This window comes from Thalassococcus lentus (assembly GCF_028023555.1).
In the GTDB taxonomy this organism is placed as follows: Bacteria; Pseudomonadota; Alphaproteobacteria; order Rhodobacterales; family Rhodobacteraceae; genus Thalassococcus_A; species Thalassococcus_A lentus.
This window is the reverse complement of record NZ_JAQIOY010000002.1, coordinates 510,293-525,019: the sequence shown is the minus strand read 5'-3', so window position 1 is coordinate 525,019 and position 14,727 is coordinate 510,293. Positions and strand designations below refer to the sequence as shown.

14 protein-coding genes are annotated in these 14,727 nt (G+C 58.8%); 7 read left to right on the top strand and 7 right to left on the bottom strand.

Going from position 1 to position 14,727, the window contains the following annotated elements; all coding sequences use genetic code 11:
- Window positions 1–341: 341 nt before the first annotated feature.
- A complete protein-coding gene (locus PFY00_RS07645) occupies window positions 342–1,124 on the bottom strand; it encodes an enoyl-CoA hydratase (protein WP_271431946.1) in 783 nt (260 codons plus the stop codon).
- Between the two features lie 53 nt (window positions 1,125–1,177).
- Here PFY00_RS07645 and PFY00_RS07640 point away from each other — a divergent pair, with 53 nt between their 5' ends.
- Entirely contained in the window at window positions 1,178–1,600 is a 423-nt protein-coding gene (locus tag PFY00_RS07640) for a PaaI family thioesterase (protein WP_271431945.1), read from the top strand.
- 74 nt (window positions 1,601–1,674) lie between these two features.
- Here PFY00_RS07640 and PFY00_RS07635 read toward each other — a convergent pair whose 3' ends face one another.
- From PFY00_RS07635 to PFY00_RS07620, 4 genes are all read right to left on the bottom strand, one after another.
- Window positions 1,675–3,093 (bottom strand): protein adenylyltransferase SelO, encoded by a 1,419-nt coding sequence (locus tag PFY00_RS07635; protein WP_271431944.1) that lies wholly within the window; start codon window positions 3,091–3,093, stop codon window positions 1,675–1,677.
- A gap of 73 nt (window positions 3,094–3,166) precedes the next feature.
- Window positions 3,167–3,613, bottom strand: coding sequence for a GNAT family N-acetyltransferase (locus tag PFY00_RS07630; protein WP_271431943.1), 447 nt, complete (start codon window positions 3,611–3,613; stop codon window positions 3,167–3,169).
- Window positions 3,610–4,551: a nucleoside hydrolase gene (locus PFY00_RS07625; protein ID WP_271431942.1), complete on the bottom strand. Its 942-nt coding sequence runs from the start codon at window positions 4,549–4,551 to the stop codon at window positions 3,610–3,612. The genes PFY00_RS07630 and PFY00_RS07625 overlap by 4 nt, the downstream gene beginning before the upstream one ends.
- 161 nt (window positions 4,552–4,712) lie before the next feature.
- The gene (locus PFY00_RS07620; RefSeq protein ID WP_271431941.1) at window positions 4,713–5,660 is read right to left on the bottom strand and encodes a radical SAM protein; all 948 of its coding nucleotides are present in this window, start codon (window positions 5,658–5,660) and stop codon (window positions 4,713–4,715) included.
- 194 nt (window positions 5,661–5,854) lie between these two features.
- On the opposite strand from PFY00_RS07620, the gene zwf reads away from it, so the two are divergent.
- The 3 genes from zwf to pgi are packed head-to-tail and all read left to right on the top strand — an operon-like array spanning window position 5,855 to window position 9,658.
- On the top strand, window positions 5,855–7,312 hold the full coding sequence (gene zwf, locus PFY00_RS07615) for a glucose-6-phosphate dehydrogenase (protein WP_271431940.1): 1,458 nt from the start codon (window positions 5,855–5,857) through the stop codon (window positions 7,310–7,312).
- A 40-nt stretch (window positions 7,313–7,352) separates the two neighbouring features.
- Window positions 7,353–8,030: a 6-phosphogluconolactonase gene (gene pgl, locus PFY00_RS07610; RefSeq protein WP_271431939.1), complete on the top strand. Its 678-nt coding sequence runs from the start codon at window positions 7,353–7,355 to the stop codon at window positions 8,028–8,030.
- Between the two features lie 35 nt (window positions 8,031–8,065).
- A complete protein-coding gene (gene pgi / locus PFY00_RS07605; RefSeq protein WP_271431938.1) occupies window positions 8,066–9,658 on the top strand; it encodes a glucose-6-phosphate isomerase in 1,593 nt (530 codons plus the stop codon).
- A gap of 51 nt (window positions 9,659–9,709) precedes the next feature.
- On the opposite strand, the gene argF is transcribed toward pgi, so the two are convergent.
- Both argF and PFY00_RS07595 read right to left on the bottom strand, forming a co-directional pair.
- Window positions 9,710–10,636: an ornithine carbamoyltransferase gene (argF, locus tag PFY00_RS07600; protein WP_271431937.1), complete on the bottom strand. Its 927-nt coding sequence runs from the start codon at window positions 10,634–10,636 to the stop codon at window positions 9,710–9,712.
- A gap of 82 nt (window positions 10,637–10,718) precedes the next feature.
- Window positions 10,719–11,906 (bottom strand): aspartate aminotransferase family protein, encoded by a 1,188-nt coding sequence (locus PFY00_RS07595; RefSeq protein WP_271431936.1) that lies wholly within the window; start codon window positions 11,904–11,906, stop codon window positions 10,719–10,721.
- A 301-nt stretch (window positions 11,907–12,207) separates the two neighbouring features.
- Here PFY00_RS07595 and PFY00_RS07590 point away from each other — a divergent pair, with 301 nt between their 5' ends.
- The 3 genes from PFY00_RS07590 to PFY00_RS07580 all read left to right on the top strand — a co-directional run bounded on the left by PFY00_RS07590 (window position 12,208) and on the right by PFY00_RS07580 (window position 14,709).
- Window positions 12,208–12,744, top strand: coding sequence for a flavodoxin domain-containing protein (locus PFY00_RS07590; protein ID WP_271431935.1), 537 nt, complete (start codon window positions 12,208–12,210; stop codon window positions 12,742–12,744).
- Window positions 12,745–12,803: 59 nt separating this feature from the next.
- Window positions 12,804–13,784, top strand: a complete 981-nt coding sequence (locus tag PFY00_RS07585; RefSeq protein WP_271431934.1) for a membrane dipeptidase — start codon at window positions 12,804–12,806, stop codon at window positions 13,782–13,784.
- A 148-nt stretch (window positions 13,785–13,932) separates the two neighbouring features.
- Window positions 13,933–14,709 (top strand): lysozyme family protein, encoded by a 777-nt coding sequence (locus PFY00_RS07580; protein ID WP_271431933.1) that lies wholly within the window; start codon window positions 13,933–13,935, stop codon window positions 14,707–14,709.
- Window positions 14,710–14,727: the final 18 nt, after the last annotated feature.

Genomic DNA, 14,727 nt, shown 5'->3' with positions numbered 1-14,727 from the left:
TGTTCGTGCTTTGATATATTCAAGGGAGGGTCTCGATTTCATGAGATTGCAGAAATGGGATCACTCAGCGTAACGCGTGAGTGTCCTTTTGCTTCTGGCGTTCCCGAAAATTTTGATCGGGAACGGGCTTATGCCCGGGGCTCTCGCATAAAATCTCCATTGCCTGAGGCCCTTCCCTCAAGCTTGGGCCGAAACTAGGTATTCGTGCACAGCATGACAAGCCATTTGCGTCATGCTCGGCTGATTTAAGAATTAGTGTTGCTGACAAGCGGACATTCGCGTGACTTCGTGAAAGCCTGCTTCGTCCCGCGTAGCCGCCAATCAAACCGTCAATCCTGCGCTCACGCCCAATCCGGCGGGCGTTTTTCCAGGAATGCGCTGATGCCCTCTTCTGTATCGCGCCAGAGCATGTTTTCGACCATCACCTGACCGGTGTAGGCATAGGCCGCGTCCAGATCCATTTGCATTTGCTCGTAGAAGGCGGATTTGCCGATTTTTACGGCGGCGGAGAGTTTGGTGGCGACGGTTTGGGCCAGCTCTGCGGTGTTGGTCTGTAACTGGTCGGCGGGGACGGTGCGGTTGATCAACCCGCGCTCGACCGCCTCTTCGGCGGACATGAACTGTCCGGTGGTCAGCATCTCAAAGGCCCGTTTGCGGGGGATGTTGCGTGACAGGGCGACCATGGGGGTTGAGCAGAAAAGCCCGATGTTCACGCCGTTGACGCCGAATTTTGTGCCTTCTGCCGCCACGGCCATGTCGCAGGACGCCACCATCTGGCAGCCAGCGGCGGTGGCGATGCCGTGGACCTGTGCGATCACAGGCTGAGGCAGGCGGGTCAGGCCGGTCATGACCGACGCGCAGCGGGTGAACAAATCGGCGAAATAGGCCTTTCCGCCGTCTTCGGCCTGACGGCCAGCCTGCATCTGCTTGAGGTCATGGCCCGCGCAAAACGCCTTGCCCGCGCCTGAGATCACCACCACGCGGGTGTCGCGGTCGTCGTGAAGCGCGTCGATCTGGGCCTGAAAGGCCGCCAGCATCTCATCCGACAGGGCATTGAGCCGTTCGGGCGCGTTCATATGAAGATGGGCAATCCCATCTGCGTCGGTGCGTTCCAGCAATGCCATCTTGTTCTCCCGGCTGATTTGCGGGAACTCTAGCGCCAATAGGGAGGACGCGCATGTTGAAATTTACCATTCCGGAGATGGAGAGCTTTCTTAAAGAGGTTTTCCCGCAAGTCGAAGGCATGTTCGGCATTGATCAGATGGACGACGCCTTGCTGGTGATGCGGCTGTTCAATGACGAAAGGCACCTGCGGCCCGGAGGGACGGTGTCCGGCCCGGCGATGTTTTCTTTGGCTGATGTGGCTGCTTACGTGGCGACCATGGCCCGGATCGGCCCTGAAGCGCTGACCGTGACCACCCATTGCAGCATTGATTTCATGCGCAAACCCGAAGCGGGCCGCGATATTCTGGCCGAAGCACGTGTTCTGAAAATGGGCCGGTCGCTCAGCGTGACTGATGTTCTGCTGTTCTCCGAAGGCAGTGATCAGGCGGTTGCCCACGCCAGTCTGACCTATTCGATCCCTCCGCGCCGGGACTGACCGACGCCTAACGGGGCGCTGCCCCATCGCGGCAAGCCGCGATTCCCCGGGATATTTTCAGCACGAAGAAACGCTCAGGTCCCGCAGAAGGTAGCCGGGACGATCTCGTCCTGGGCGGGGGGGCGTTGCAGGTCGGCGTGCTCGGGCTGGTCGTGATAGGGGCGTGACAAGACTTCGAGCAAGCGGTGGAACGGTGCATCGTCGCCGTCTACGGCTGCGGCGATCATTTGTTCAATCCGGTGGTTGCGCGGAATATAGGCCGGGTTGGTTCGTCGCATGAGTGCGGTCGGATCGTTTTCGGACTCAAGACGTGTGTTCCAGCGTGCAGCCCAGGCGTCGAACAGGGTTGGGTCGATGAATTGATCGCGCGCCGCCGCTTGGGGCAGGGCTCTGAACGTATTGGTGAAGTCGGCCTGGCCGTGCTGCATGATGTTGAGCAGATCGCCAATCAGGTCGGCGTCCTCCGGGCGGGGCGCGGAGATGCCGATCTTGGCGGCAAAGTGATCCAGCCACTTTGCTCGGATCCTGTCGGGCATCGCATGCACCTGCTTTGTAAAGCGTTCGACGGCCGCGTCCTGATCGGGCAGCAGCGGTACAAGCGCTGTTGCCAGCTGTGCCATGTTCCAGACGATTATGTCGGCCTGTGCGCTATAGGCGTAGCGGCCGTGTCGGTCGATGGATGAGAAAACCGTGTCCGGATCATAGCGGTCCATGAAAGCGCAGGGGCCGTAGTCGATGGTTTCGCCGGATAGGGTGCAGTTGTCGGTGTTCATCACGCCATGGATAAAGCCGAATGACATCCATCTGGCCACCAGATCGGCCTGACGGTCCATGACGTGATCCAACAGATCATGCGGATCGCGGGCCTCGGGATAGTGGCGGGCGACGGTGTAGTCGAACAGCGTTTCCAGCGCGTCCCATTGCTGGCGCGCGGCAAAGATCTGAAAGGTGCCGACGCGGATATGGCTGGCGGCCACACGGGTAAGCACGGCCCCCGGCAGCGGCGTTTCGCGCAGTACCACATCGCCGGTTCTGACCGCTGCCAGAGCACGCGTGGTCGGCACGCCGAGCGCATGCATCGCTTCGGACACCAGATATTCGCGCAGAACCGGGCCCAACCAAGCGCGGCCGTCGCCCATGCGGGAAAATGGGGTGGGGCCTGAGCCTTTGAGTTGAATATCGCGTCTTGTGCCAGTCTGGTCGATCACTTCGCCCAACAGGATTGCCCGCCCATCGCCCAGTTGCGGATTGTAGTGCCCGAATTGATGACCCGCATAGAGCTGGGCGATCGGTTCTGCGCCGTCGGGTTTGCCATTGCCGGAAAACAAAACGGCCAGTTCATTGCGGTTGTCGCTGGAAATCCCCAGTTCATCGGCGAGCGCGGTGTTGTACACGATCAGGGAGGGATCCCGCACGGGCGTTGGCGCGACGCGGGAAAAGAACCCGTCGGGCAGACGCGCATAGCTGTTGTCGAAAGGAATCTTCACCGTCATGGGGTCAACCTGTTGAATGATCGTGCGTTTGTCGGGCTCGGGCGTGGCGGCCCAGCTTGGTCACAGTCCGGGATCACAGAACCCGGCTCATGAACATATAGTCGTCCCGCGGCACAAATCGCGCACGTCGGTAGAATTCCTGTAGACGTGCATCGCTGCGACGTGCTTCGAGGTGCAAAGCCCGCACGCCTGCCTCTTTGAGAGCGCGGCTGACGCCGTTCAGGGCCTCAAAACCCATTCCGCGACGCCGCACGGCTGGGCGGATGTAGAGTTCGTCAACGATGGCGTCCAGTCCACCGAATTCAAGCGACCAGCCGAAGGTGATGGCGATGTATCCGACCGGCGCACGTCTGGGCCCGATCAACCAGATGGCACCATGAGGCGAGCCTTCCAGAAGCGGCGCAATCGCCTGTGCGGCATGGCCCTCGGCGGTGTCAAAGCCCTGTTCGCTGTGAAAGGCTGTCACCAGCGGTTCCAGTTTGTCCAGATCGTCGAGTGTGGCGAGGTGCAGGGCGTTCAAAGCCGGGCCAGCCTTTCTGTCAGCAGATCAAAGAAACCCTGCGCGTCAATGTCACCCATAAAGGTGGCATTCGGAGCGCGATCGGTCACGCGCCACCAGTCCGCGACGGTCATTCCCAGCGTAAGCGCGCTTTGGGTTTCAATTTCCACGTTGATGTGGCGGCCTGTGAAAAGTGTAGGTTTGATCAGATAGGCGGTGACGCAGGGGTCATGCAGAGGTGCCCCGGCCGAGCCGTATTTTTCCTTGTCGAACCGTTCGAAAAAGTCGGTCATTTGTGCGACGGCCAGACCAACGGGCGTATTCAGCGCCCGAAAGGTATTGTTGCGTTCAGCCGTGACCAGTGCCTTGTGCGTGACATCCAGAGGCATCACGGTGATGGGCGCGCCGCAGGCGAAAACAACAGCGGCGGCTTCGGGGTCGACGTAGATGTTGAATTCGGCAGCGGGGGTAATGTTACCCACTTCGAAGTAAGCGCCGCCCATGAGAACGATTTCCGCGATGCGTGTTGCGATATCCGGAGCACGTTGCAGCGCCGTGGCAATATTGGTCAAAGGGCCGAGCGGGCAGAGCGTAACGGTGCCTTCAGGCTCATTGCGCAGCGTGTCGATAATGAAATCAACGCCATGCTGGTCCTGCAACGCCATGACCGGGTCTGGCAGATCCGGGCCATCCAGTCCTGTTTTGCCGTGCACATGTTCGGCCGTTACCAAGGGGCGCGCGATCGGCGCGTCACAGCCTGCGAAAACGCGGGTGTCCGGCTTGCCCGCCAGCTCGCATACAATGCGTGCGTTTTTCTGTGTGAGGGGCAGGGGCACATTGCCGGCAACGGCGGTAATGCCCAGAACCTCTACGTCTTCGGGGCTGGCCAGTGCCAGCAGGATGGCAACCGCATCATCCTGACCAGGATCCGTATCGATAATGATTTTACGCGGGGGCATGGGCTCTCCTGTCAGCTTGAGGGCAGTTTGCATGGGTTGCGAACAGGCGCAAGGCCGCAGACGACGGGCAGCGGCACGCTGCCGACCCGGTGATGCGGTCAATGGTCCGTGTAATTAGCCTTTGCGCGAGATAGGAGCCGAATACCGGCGGTGTTCAGCGGTTAGGCGGAACAGGACGCGCCGCCCAAAACGCAGAACTTGGCACAGTGGGGGTGGTTCAGGGCCACGTCCCGTTCGGCTTCTTCCAGCGTGCTGCCCAATTCGAACTGCGGATCATAGGGTAGAAGCGTGCAGGCCAGAACCGTTGGCTTATCCGCGCCGCGGCGTTTCACCACCATCCGCGATGACGAACACATGACCTCGGACGGGGACTTGTTGAGAATTCCCCAACATGCCGTCGTGATTTCTGGCACTTCGACATTTTCATCCATCTCAGGGAACAGAACCGTTTGGCCGGGGTTTGTCGCGTCGATGTCAAAACCTTCTGCTTCGAAAAGCGACGCATAGCCCGCACGGCTGCCCTGATCCGTTTCGTCCCACATGGTCCGACCGGCAACAGCCATCTGGAACTTGTTGTCCCGCAGCCAACGCATGCCCTGCAGCGTGATTTCGAAACTGCCTTTGCCGCGCTCGGTGTCATGCAGATCAGCCGACCAGTGATCGACGGAAATGCGCATTGTGAGCTTGCCGGGGAAGGCTTCGTTCAGTTCAAGCAACCCGCTCTGGACCCGCTTGCGCATCATGGGGCGCATGGCGTTTGTCAGGATCAGAACATCATAGCCACGTTCAAGTGAAGCGCGCGTAATCTCGATCATCTGAGGGTTCATGAACGGCTCACCGCCGGTAAAGGCGATTTCCTGAACGCCCCAATTGCGGGCTTCCAACTGATCGAGATAGTCGCGCACTTCGTCCGCTGTGATATAAACCAGGCGATCGTTTTCTGGTGAGCTTTCGATGTAGCAATTCACGCAGGTGATGTTGCACAGGGTGCCTGTGTTGAACCAAAGCGTTTGCGGGTTGCTGAGGGCAACCGTCGCGCGGGCTTCTCCGGTCGCCGTAAGAGCCGGGTCCTGAAATTTGCCTGAGTTTGCGCCTGAAAGGTCTTTCATCGCGTTCATCCTTTTGCTTGGCGATAGTGCTAGGACGCGCGCGCGCTCTTGGCCAGTGCTGTAATTTTGCTCTGACACCATTGTGAAGGGCAGTTGCATGTTAGACATTGGTGACAGAAGGGGGTAATACGCACCCGTTAGCGCTAACTATTCCGAGTCGGTGGCGCATTGCTGATAGCAGAAGGCAGACCCGCATGGTTTCGAGAGTCATTCCCGTAGAACCCTTTGATCTGGTCATTTTCGGAGGAACCGGTGATCTGGCCCGCCGCAAGATCCTGCCGGGTTTGTTTCGCCGCTATTGTTCGGGGCAGATGCCTTCGGACGCCCGTATCATTGGCGCGGCGCGGACGGATATGGATGACGCTGGCTTCCGCGATATGGTTGCCGCCGCGATCCGCGAATTCGGCGGTGGCCGATCCTGCGATGACGGAACACTGGACGGGTTTCTGGAGCGGGTTGGCTATGTTGCGGTTGATGCCAAAGGCGAGGGCGGCTGGAAGGAACTGGCCAGCCGGATGCGCGACGAAGTGCCGGTCCGGGCGTTCTATTTTTCGGTTGGGCCCAGCCTTTTTGGTGATTTGGCAGAACGTCTGCACAGCTTTGGTCTGGCGTCCGAACAAAGCCGGATCGTTGTCGAAAAGCCTTTTGGTCATGACCTAGAGACGGCCAAGGCGCTGAACGCCACGCTGGCCAAGCATTTTGACGAAGAACAGATTTACCGCATTGACCACTATCTGGGCAAGGAAACGGTCCAGAACCTGATGGCCGTTCGGTTCGGCAACATGCTGTTCGAGCCGTTGTGGAACGCCCAGTATGTCGATCACATTCAGATCACGGTTGCTGAAACGGTCGGTGTCGGCGGGCGTGGCGGTTACTATGACAAATCGGGCGCCATGCGCGACATGGTGCAGAACCACCTGATGCAATTGCTGTGTCTGATTGCGATGGAACCGCCAGCGCGGTTCGAGCCGAATGCCGTGCGCGATGAAAAGCTCAAGGTGATCCGTGCCTTGGATCCGGTCCTGCCGCACCACATCGTGCGGGGGCAATACGCCAAACAAGGCGACGAACCGGATTATCGCACGGATGTAGAAAACCCGAGATCCAGCACTGAAAGCTTTGTGGCGATGAAATGCCATGTCTCTAACTGGCGTTGGGCCAACACGCCGTTTTACATTAGAACGGGCAAGAAGCTGCGCGCACGCGCATCCGAAATCGCGGTGGTGTTCAAAGACGCGCCGCATTCGATCTTTGGAGAAGAGGCTGGGCGGCATTCCAATGTGCTGTCAATCCGCCTGCAGCCGAACGAAGGTATGACCTTGGGGGTCACCATCAAGGAGCCGGGACCGGGCGGGATGCGCCTTATGGATGTTCCACTGGACATGAGCTTTGCCGAGGAATTCGGGCCCGAAGCCGAAGAAGTACCAGATGCCTATGAGCGTTTGATCATGGACGTGATCCGAGGCAATCAGACGCTGTTCATGCGCGGCGACGAGGTCGAAGCAGCCTGGGCATGGACGGATCCGATCATCGAGGGCTGGCAGAAGCGTGGCGACTTTCCCAAACCCTATGACGTGGGCAGTGCAGGGCCAGAGGATTCCCTGATGCTGATGCATCGCGACGGTCGCAAGTGGCGCGAGATCAAGGACTGAGCTAGGCTCGGGGCCTGGCCAACAACAAGGGCGATACGCCATGAGCTATGAATTCATCGAGTACCCGGACAGAGAAATGTTGGTCATTGATCTGGCCAACCAGATTGCCGGCGATCTGCGTGCGCTTTTGCGCCACGAGGACCGGGTTGCGCTGGCGGTTCCCGGCGGGACGTCACCCGGTCCGGTGTTCGACGATCTTTGTGCTGCCGATCTGGATTGGAGCCGCGTCGATGTGATGCTGAGCGACGAACGATGGGTGCCGGAACAAAGCGAACGCTCAAACACACGGTTGCTGCGTGAACGGCTGTTGGTTGAACGCGCCGCTCAGGCCCGGTTGCTGCCGCTCTATGCAGATGGTCAGGACTGCGACACCGCCGTTGCCGCTTTGGGTGAAACCATCAAGAACGAATTGCCTTTGGGTGTGGTCTTGCTGGGTATGGGATTGGATATGCACACGGCATCGATCTTTCCTGAAGCCGACAGGCTGGACGAAGCACTGGATCCCAAGGCACCAATTCTGGTCCCGATGCGTGCGCCGGGCGCGCCAGAGCCGCGTGTGACACTCAGCGCACAGGTTCTGAATGGCGCGCTGCGCAAGCATGTATTGATTTTCGGTGCTGACAAACGCGCGGCACTGGACGGAGCACGCGGTCTGAGCGAACGCGACGCGCCGATCAACGCGGTCCTTTCCGGCGCCAAGGTACATTGGGCAGCCTAATTCATAGGGCAAAGACATTAGAACAGAGGCACATCATGTTTGATGATCTGAAAAAACAAGCGGCCCGCATTGGTGAGCGCCGTATCGAAACGCTTTTCCAAGATGATGCGCAGCGGGCCAGCACCTTCAGTGTGGATGCCTTGGGGATGCTGTTCGACTACTCAAAAACACAAATTGATGCTCCGCTCAGGGATGATCTTATTGCAATGGCGCAACGCGCGGGTGTTGCCGAACGGGCCAAAGCCATGTTCTCCGGTGAGAAGATCAATGAAACCGAAGGCCGCGCGGTTCTGCATACGGCGCTGCGCAATCTTGATGGTGATGCGGTTCTCGTGGACGGCGCCGACGTCATGCCCGAGGTTTTGGAAACACTGGACCGGATGGAAACACTGGCCAAGGAGTTGCGCGGCAGCGCCATCAAGGATGTGGTGAACATCGGAATCGGCGGCTCAGATCTGGGACCCGCCATGGCAACGCTGGCGCTGGCACCTTATCACGACGGTCCGCGTTGCCATTTCGTGTCCAACGTAGACGGCGCCGACATTGCGGACACGCTGCGCAAATGCGATCCGGAAACAACGCTTTTCATTGTCGCGTCCAAGACCTTTACCACCATCGAGACCATGACCAACGCACGGACGGCCAAGGCTTGGCTGGCCGCGCACGGGACTAGCGCGGACGGTAAGTTCATCGCGCTGTCCTCTGCCGTTGAAAAGGCTGAAGCTTTTGGCATCCCTGCGGACCGTGTCTTTGGCTTCGAAGACTGGGTGGGGGGGCGCTATTCCATGTGGGGTCCGATTGGGCTGTCGTTGATGATTGCCGTTGGTCCCCAAGCATTCCGCGCGTTTCTGCGTGGCGGACAGGCGATGGACCGGCATTTCCTGAATGCCGCGCCTGAGGAAAACATGGCGCTGATGCTGGCGCTGGTGGGAATCTGGCACAATCAGGGGCTTGGTTATGCCACCCGCGCCGTGCTGCCCTACGACAATCGGTTGTCGCGGCTGCCCGCCTATCTTCAGCAGCTCGAGATGGAAAGCAACGGCAAGGGCGTCAGCATGGATGGCGCAGATTTGACCAGCCATTCCGGCCCTGTGGTCTGGGGCGAGCCCGGCACCAATGGTCAACACGCCTTTTACCAGTTGATTCATCAGGGAACGCGCGTTGTGCCGTGCGAATTCATGCTGGCCGCGGCGGGTCACGAAGAGGATCTAGAACACCATCACCATTTGCTGGTCGCCAATTGTCTGGCGCAGTCCGAGGCCTTGATGCGTGGCCGTGGCCTTGACGAGGCGCGCAGTAAGGTTGCCGACAAATTCAAAGGTGATGAACTGGAGCGGCAGGCACGTCACCGCGTCTTCCCCGGCAACCGGCCTTCGACGACGCTGATCTATCCGCTGCTTGACCCGGAAACACTGGGAAAGATCATCGCGCTCTATGAACACCGCGTTTTTGTCGAAGGAGTGATCTTGAACATCAATTCCTACGATCAATGGGGCGTTGAGTTGGGCAAGGAACTGGCAACGGCACTGGGCCCAATGGTCACAGGCGAGCAGGCCGTCGAGGGCAAGGATGGCTCGACCGCGCAATTGCTGGACTATGTGCATCGCAACGCAGGTTCGCAGGCCTAAAGAAAAGGCCCGCCCCGTTTCGCGGGCGGGCCATATTTGCGGTGAGTTGGACTATTTGTTCAGGCACCAGCGCATGATCGCCTTTTGGGCGTGCAGGCGGTTTTCGGCTTCGTCCCAGATTACCGAGTTTGGCCCATCCATCACCTCGGATGTCACCTCTTCGCCCCGATGCGCTGGCAGGCAGTGCATGAACAGTGCATCCGGTTTGGCCGCGTCCATAAGCTCACGATTGACCTGATAGGGCCGCAGCATGTTGTGCCGGCGCTCGCGGGCTGATTGGGCGTCATGCATGGATACCCATGTGTCAGCCAGTACCAGATCTGCGCCTTCGACCGCTTTGAATGGATCCCGCTCAATCAAGACCTTGCTGCCTTCTCCGCGTGCAAATCCCACGAACTCCATTTCCGGATCCAATTGCACCGGACCGGTGAAGGTCAGGTCAAACCCGAATTGCCCGGCGGCATGCAGGAACGATGCGCAGACGTTGTTGCCATCACCGCACCAGACAACTTTCTTGCCCTTGATCGGCCCGCGATGTTCTTCGAAGGTCATGACGTCAGCCATGATCTGGCAAGGGTGGGACCGGTCGGTCAGCCCGTTGATCACCGGGACCGAGGCATATTCCGCCATTTCTTCGAGAACGGATTCGTCGAATGTCCGGATCATGATCAGATCAACGTAGCGCGAAAGAACCCGTGCCGTATCTGCGATGGTTTCACCGTGACCCAACTGCATGTCAGCGCCCGAAAGCACCATGGTTTGCCCACCCAGCTGCCGGACACCGACATCGAACGAAACGCGTGTGCGTGTGGAAGGTTTTTCAAAGATCAGTGCAACCATATGATCCTTGAGTGGTGTTTCGTCGTCTGTCGCGGCCTTGGGCCGTCCGTTTCGGCGATCTTTCATGTCACGGGCGCCGTCAATGATCGCGCGCAGATCGGCTTTGTCAGTTTTGTGAATGTCGAGAAAATGGTTCATGGCGTCATACTTTTGTCAGGCTGCGGTTCGGGGCAGGCCCCGGACCGCAGGCGATATTGTCGAGTGAAGGAAAAGACCGGTCTCAGGTCGGCTTTGAATTGCTTTCCAAGATGGTCGCAGCGGCATCAAGCCGTGTGATTGCTTCGGATATGTCGTCTTCGGTGATCGTGAGCGGCGGCAAGAGGCGGACGATGTTGTCCGCTGCCGGTACGGTGATCACCTCGGCGGAATATCCGGCGTTGACCACGTCCATATTGGTCGCCTTGCATTTCAGACCAAGCATCAGGCCCGATCCGCGCACACCTTCAAAGATATCGGGATGTGCCGCGACCAACCCTTCCAGTTTTTGGCGCAACAGGCCGGCACGGGCATTGACCCCGTCCAGAAATTCAGGGTCGGCCACATGATCCATAACCGCACAGCCGACTGCGCAGGCCAGCGGGTTACCGCCATAGGTCGATCCATGCGTGCCCGCGGTCATGCCCGATGCCGCATCCTCTGTGGCCAGAACCGCACCCAGAGGGAACCCTCCGCCGATGCCTTTGGCGACCATCATGATGTCGGGAGTGATGCCCGCCCATTCATGTGCAAAAAGCCGTCCGGTCCGGCCCACGCCGCACTGCACTTCGTCGAGCACGAGCAAAATGCCTTTTGTGTTGCACAGCTCTCTGAGGCCCTTGAGACACTGGTCGGGCAGGGGACGGATGCCGCCTTCGCCCTGCACGGGTTCGATCAAAATGGCCGCCGTATTTTCGTTGATTGCGGCCTGCAATGCCTCGTGATCCCCCCAGCCAACATGGGCAAAGCCCGGCAGCAGTGGACCAAAGCCCTTGGTCATCTTTTCCGAACCGGCTGCCGCGATGCCTGCTGACGACCGTCCATGAAAGGACCCATCAAATGCGATGATCTCGGTTTTTTCGGGCTGGCCTTTTTCATACCAGTACTTGCGCACCATCTTGACCGCCAGCTCGCAGCTTTCCGTGCCGGAGTTGGTGAAAAAGACTGTATCCGCAAAGGTTGCATCGACCAGTTTGTCCGCCAGCGCCTGTTGTTGCGGAATTTCATACAGGTTCGAGACGTGCCACAGGTTTTGCGCCTGATCGGTCAGCGCCTTGACCAAAGCAGGGTGGGCGTGTCCCAGCGCATTGACGGCGATACCGGCGCCCAGATCCAGGAAACGTCGGCCATCTGCCTCGATCAACCAGCTGCCTTCGCCTTTGACGAAATGCAGGTTTGCCCGGGAATAGGTCGGCAGGACAGAAGGGATCATGAACGTATCCTTTGTGAGAAGCCCGAGTGGTGCCAAGGGCACAGGGGCATGTCAAGTTTTCGAGAGGGTTTGGAACAGCAAAAGCCCCGGCGCGTTGCGCGGGGAGGTTAAAACGGGCGTTAGCCTCGTCGGATATGAACCATTGCTGTCATGACGCTGCTTTGTGGCATCCCGGCGAAAAAGGCAAGCCCTTTTCGATTTGGTCCGATCGCGGCACTGCGCGTTTCGGAAATGACATGGCTCAAAGTGATCTTTTCAGCGGAGCGGTACTTTGTGCAGGTATTCACCATCGGAGTTTGTCATGAAGTATCTTGTTTCCTATGCCACAACGCAGGGGCACACCCGCCAGATCGCCCGACGCGCCGCAGACACGCTCTTTGATGCGGGGCATACGGTTGAATTGATGCCGCTTGCGGATGGCGACGCGCGCCCGTTGCAGGATTTCGATGCTGTTTTGCTTTTGGCATCGATTCATTCTGGACACTATCAGGGGGCGTTGTCCGATTTCGCGGCCGCACAAAAGAAGAGACTGGATCAAATCCCCAGCATGTTCATATCGGTGTCTTTGGCTGCAGCCGGGCACGATGATGACGACTGGCGGTCGCTGGATCGGATCGCCGCCGAATTAAGCGAAGCAACCGGGTGGCATCCGTCGCGCGTCTTGCATCTGGCAGGTGCCTACAAGCCGTCGGCATATGATGTGGTGACTGCCTTTTTCATGCGCCGGATCATCGCCAGGAAAGACCCCTCGGCGGATTTGAAGGCCGACAAGGTCTACACCGATTGGGATACTTTGCAGGTCGCGGTGCTGGAGTGGGCGGCGTCGATCCAAAGTTAAAGGTCCGCGAACGAAATTTGCGGCTTGCGCGGTGGGGCGGGCGCTCCTAGCGTGGCGGCATGAAAGCACCCCTGATCGACAATCTGCAGTACTGCAACTTCTCTGAAAAAGTCTTTCGCCAGCTACGCGCGGGCGGAGTGGACGCTATCCATGTGACCATTGCCTATCACGAGAGTTTTCGGGAAATGGTTTTGAATCTGGAACAGTGGAATCGCTGGTTCGAACAGTTCCCGGATCTGATCATGCGCGGCACAACCGCGGCGGATGTGCGGATCGCACAGGAGACGGGCCGTACAGCAGTCTTCTTTGGATTTCAGAACCCAAGCCCAATCGAAGACGATATCGGCTTGATCGAGATCGTGCACCAGTTGGGTGTGCGCTTTATGCAGCTGACCTACAACAATCAGTCATTGCTGGCGACGGGCTGCTATGAGGACGAGGACATGGGCCTGACCCGCATGGGGCGTGAGGTCGTTGCGGAAATGAACCGGGTTGGTCTGGTCGTGGACATGAGCCATTCGGCGGAACGTTCGACGCTGGAAGCCATTGAGCATTCCACGCGCCCGATTGCGATCACACATGCGAACCCGCATTGGTGGCATCCGGCGCTGCGCAATAAATCCGACACTGTATTGAAAGCTTTGACAAATTCCGGTGGCATGCTGGGCTTTTCGGTCTATCCACATCACCTTGCGGGCGGTACGAATTGTTCGCTGAGCAGCTTTTGCGAAATGATCGCCGAGGCGGCTGACCGCTACGGTGCCGAAAATTTGGGTATCGGCACGGACCTTTGTCAGGATCAGCCCGACAGCATCGTGACATGGATGCGCGTGGGTCGCTGGACCAAGGGGATTGATTTTGGTGAGGGATCGGCCGGGAACCCCGGCTTTCCGCCCATGCCCGACTGGTTCAGAGACAACCGCGACTGGGACAATGTACGCGAAGGTCTGGGTGAAACCGGTCTGAGCGGCGAAGAGGTGGACGGGATCCTTGGTGGCAACTGGCTACGCTTCTACGAGAGCAGTTTTGGGGCCGGGTAGGTCCGAGATGGATAAAGTTCTAAGTAATCCGCCAATGGTGGTAACCGCCGCTTAGTGCAATGGGTTTAACTCTGGCTGCATGAAGACATGCGTCGGGCGCAGAAAGCGCAACAGCCAAACCCGGTTCAGATCAATTGTGGTGGCAATTGTGGCCGCGCCTTGCGCCCCCGCGTATGCTGGCGGTGCAGGACTGGCTGACCACAATGGGTTTTTGCAGGCCCGCGCACCGATCGCCGGTGATCTTGGTGGTCAGACGGCGGGACAGCGACAGGCCAATGGCCCAAGCCTTTTTGCAGGGCGGGTCAGCCACGGCTTTTTTGCGCCGCCAGCCGCACGACCGGCGCCAATACGCCCTGAAAGACTTGGGCCTGACGGCCATGCCGCTGCCCGGTTTATTCTGCCCTTGGATCCCGGCGCACCTGCGGCGGGCTTTGCGGCCACAAAGGGACAGATGCACCGGCTTCGCGCATTGATCCGTCACGCAGAATCCAGACGCGATGGATATGATGCCGTGCAATATGGCGCGCGGATCAAACCGCCGATGCGCCCAACACAGTTAAGCATCGCGCAGATCTATCATTGGATCGACACAACTCCCGGACAGCCGCATGCCATCGGGAAATACCAGTTTATTCCCAAAACGTTGCGGCGCCTTGTTCACAAGTTGAATTTGCCGCCCGAAACGCGATTCTCGCCCTTGGTTCAGGACCGGCTGGCCGATGTTTTGCTGGCCGAGGCTGGGCTTCACCGCTTCTTGCGCGGGGACATGCCCCGGCACACCTTCATGAACAACCTCGCCAAGATCTGGGCCGGGCTACCGAACAGTTCTGGTAAATCGCACTACCATGGCTACGCAGGGAACAAGGCCAGCGTCAGTTGGGCAAAATTCGATGCCGAAATGAAGACGATCTTTCCCCGGCTGTAACGCCGTCCGGCCAGAGCA

Excerpts from the sequence above, each read along its gene's own strand:
- PFY00_RS07645 (WP_271431946.1), bottom strand. The coding sequence starts at position 1,124 with ATGGCATTGCTGGAACGCACCGACGCAGATGGGATTGCCCATCTTCAT.
- PFY00_RS07640 (WP_271431945.1), top strand. The coding sequence starts at position 1,178 with ATGTTGAAATTTACCATTCCGGAGATGGAGAGCTTTCTTAAAGAGGTT.
- PFY00_RS07635 (WP_271431944.1), bottom strand. The coding sequence starts at position 3,093 with ATGACGGTGAAGATTCCTTTCGACAACAGCTATGCGCGTCTGCCCGAC.
- PFY00_RS07625 (WP_271431942.1), bottom strand. The coding sequence starts at position 4,551 with ATGCCCCCGCGTAAAATCATTATCGATACGGATCCTGGTCAGGATGAT.
- PFY00_RS07620 (WP_271431941.1), bottom strand. The coding sequence starts at position 5,660 with ATGAAAGACCTTTCAGGCGCAAACTCAGGCAAATTTCAGGACCCGGCT.
- zwf (WP_271431940.1), top strand. The coding sequence starts at position 5,855 with ATGGTTTCGAGAGTCATTCCCGTAGAACCCTTTGATCTGGTCATTTTC.
- pgl (WP_271431939.1), top strand. The coding sequence starts at position 7,353 with ATGAGCTATGAATTCATCGAGTACCCGGACAGAGAAATGTTGGTCATT.
- pgi (WP_271431938.1), top strand. The coding sequence starts at position 8,066 with ATGTTTGATGATCTGAAAAAACAAGCGGCCCGCATTGGTGAGCGCCGT.
- argF (WP_271431937.1), bottom strand. The coding sequence starts at position 10,636 with ATGAACCATTTTCTCGACATTCACAAAACTGACAAAGCCGATCTGCGC.
- PFY00_RS07595 (WP_271431936.1), bottom strand. The coding sequence starts at position 11,906 with ATGATCCCTTCTGTCCTGCCGACCTATTCCCGGGCAAACCTGCATTTC.
- PFY00_RS07590 (WP_271431935.1), top strand. The coding sequence starts at position 12,208 with ATGAAGTATCTTGTTTCCTATGCCACAACGCAGGGGCACACCCGCCAG.
- PFY00_RS07585 (WP_271431934.1), top strand. The coding sequence starts at position 12,804 with ATGAAAGCACCCCTGATCGACAATCTGCAGTACTGCAACTTCTCTGAA.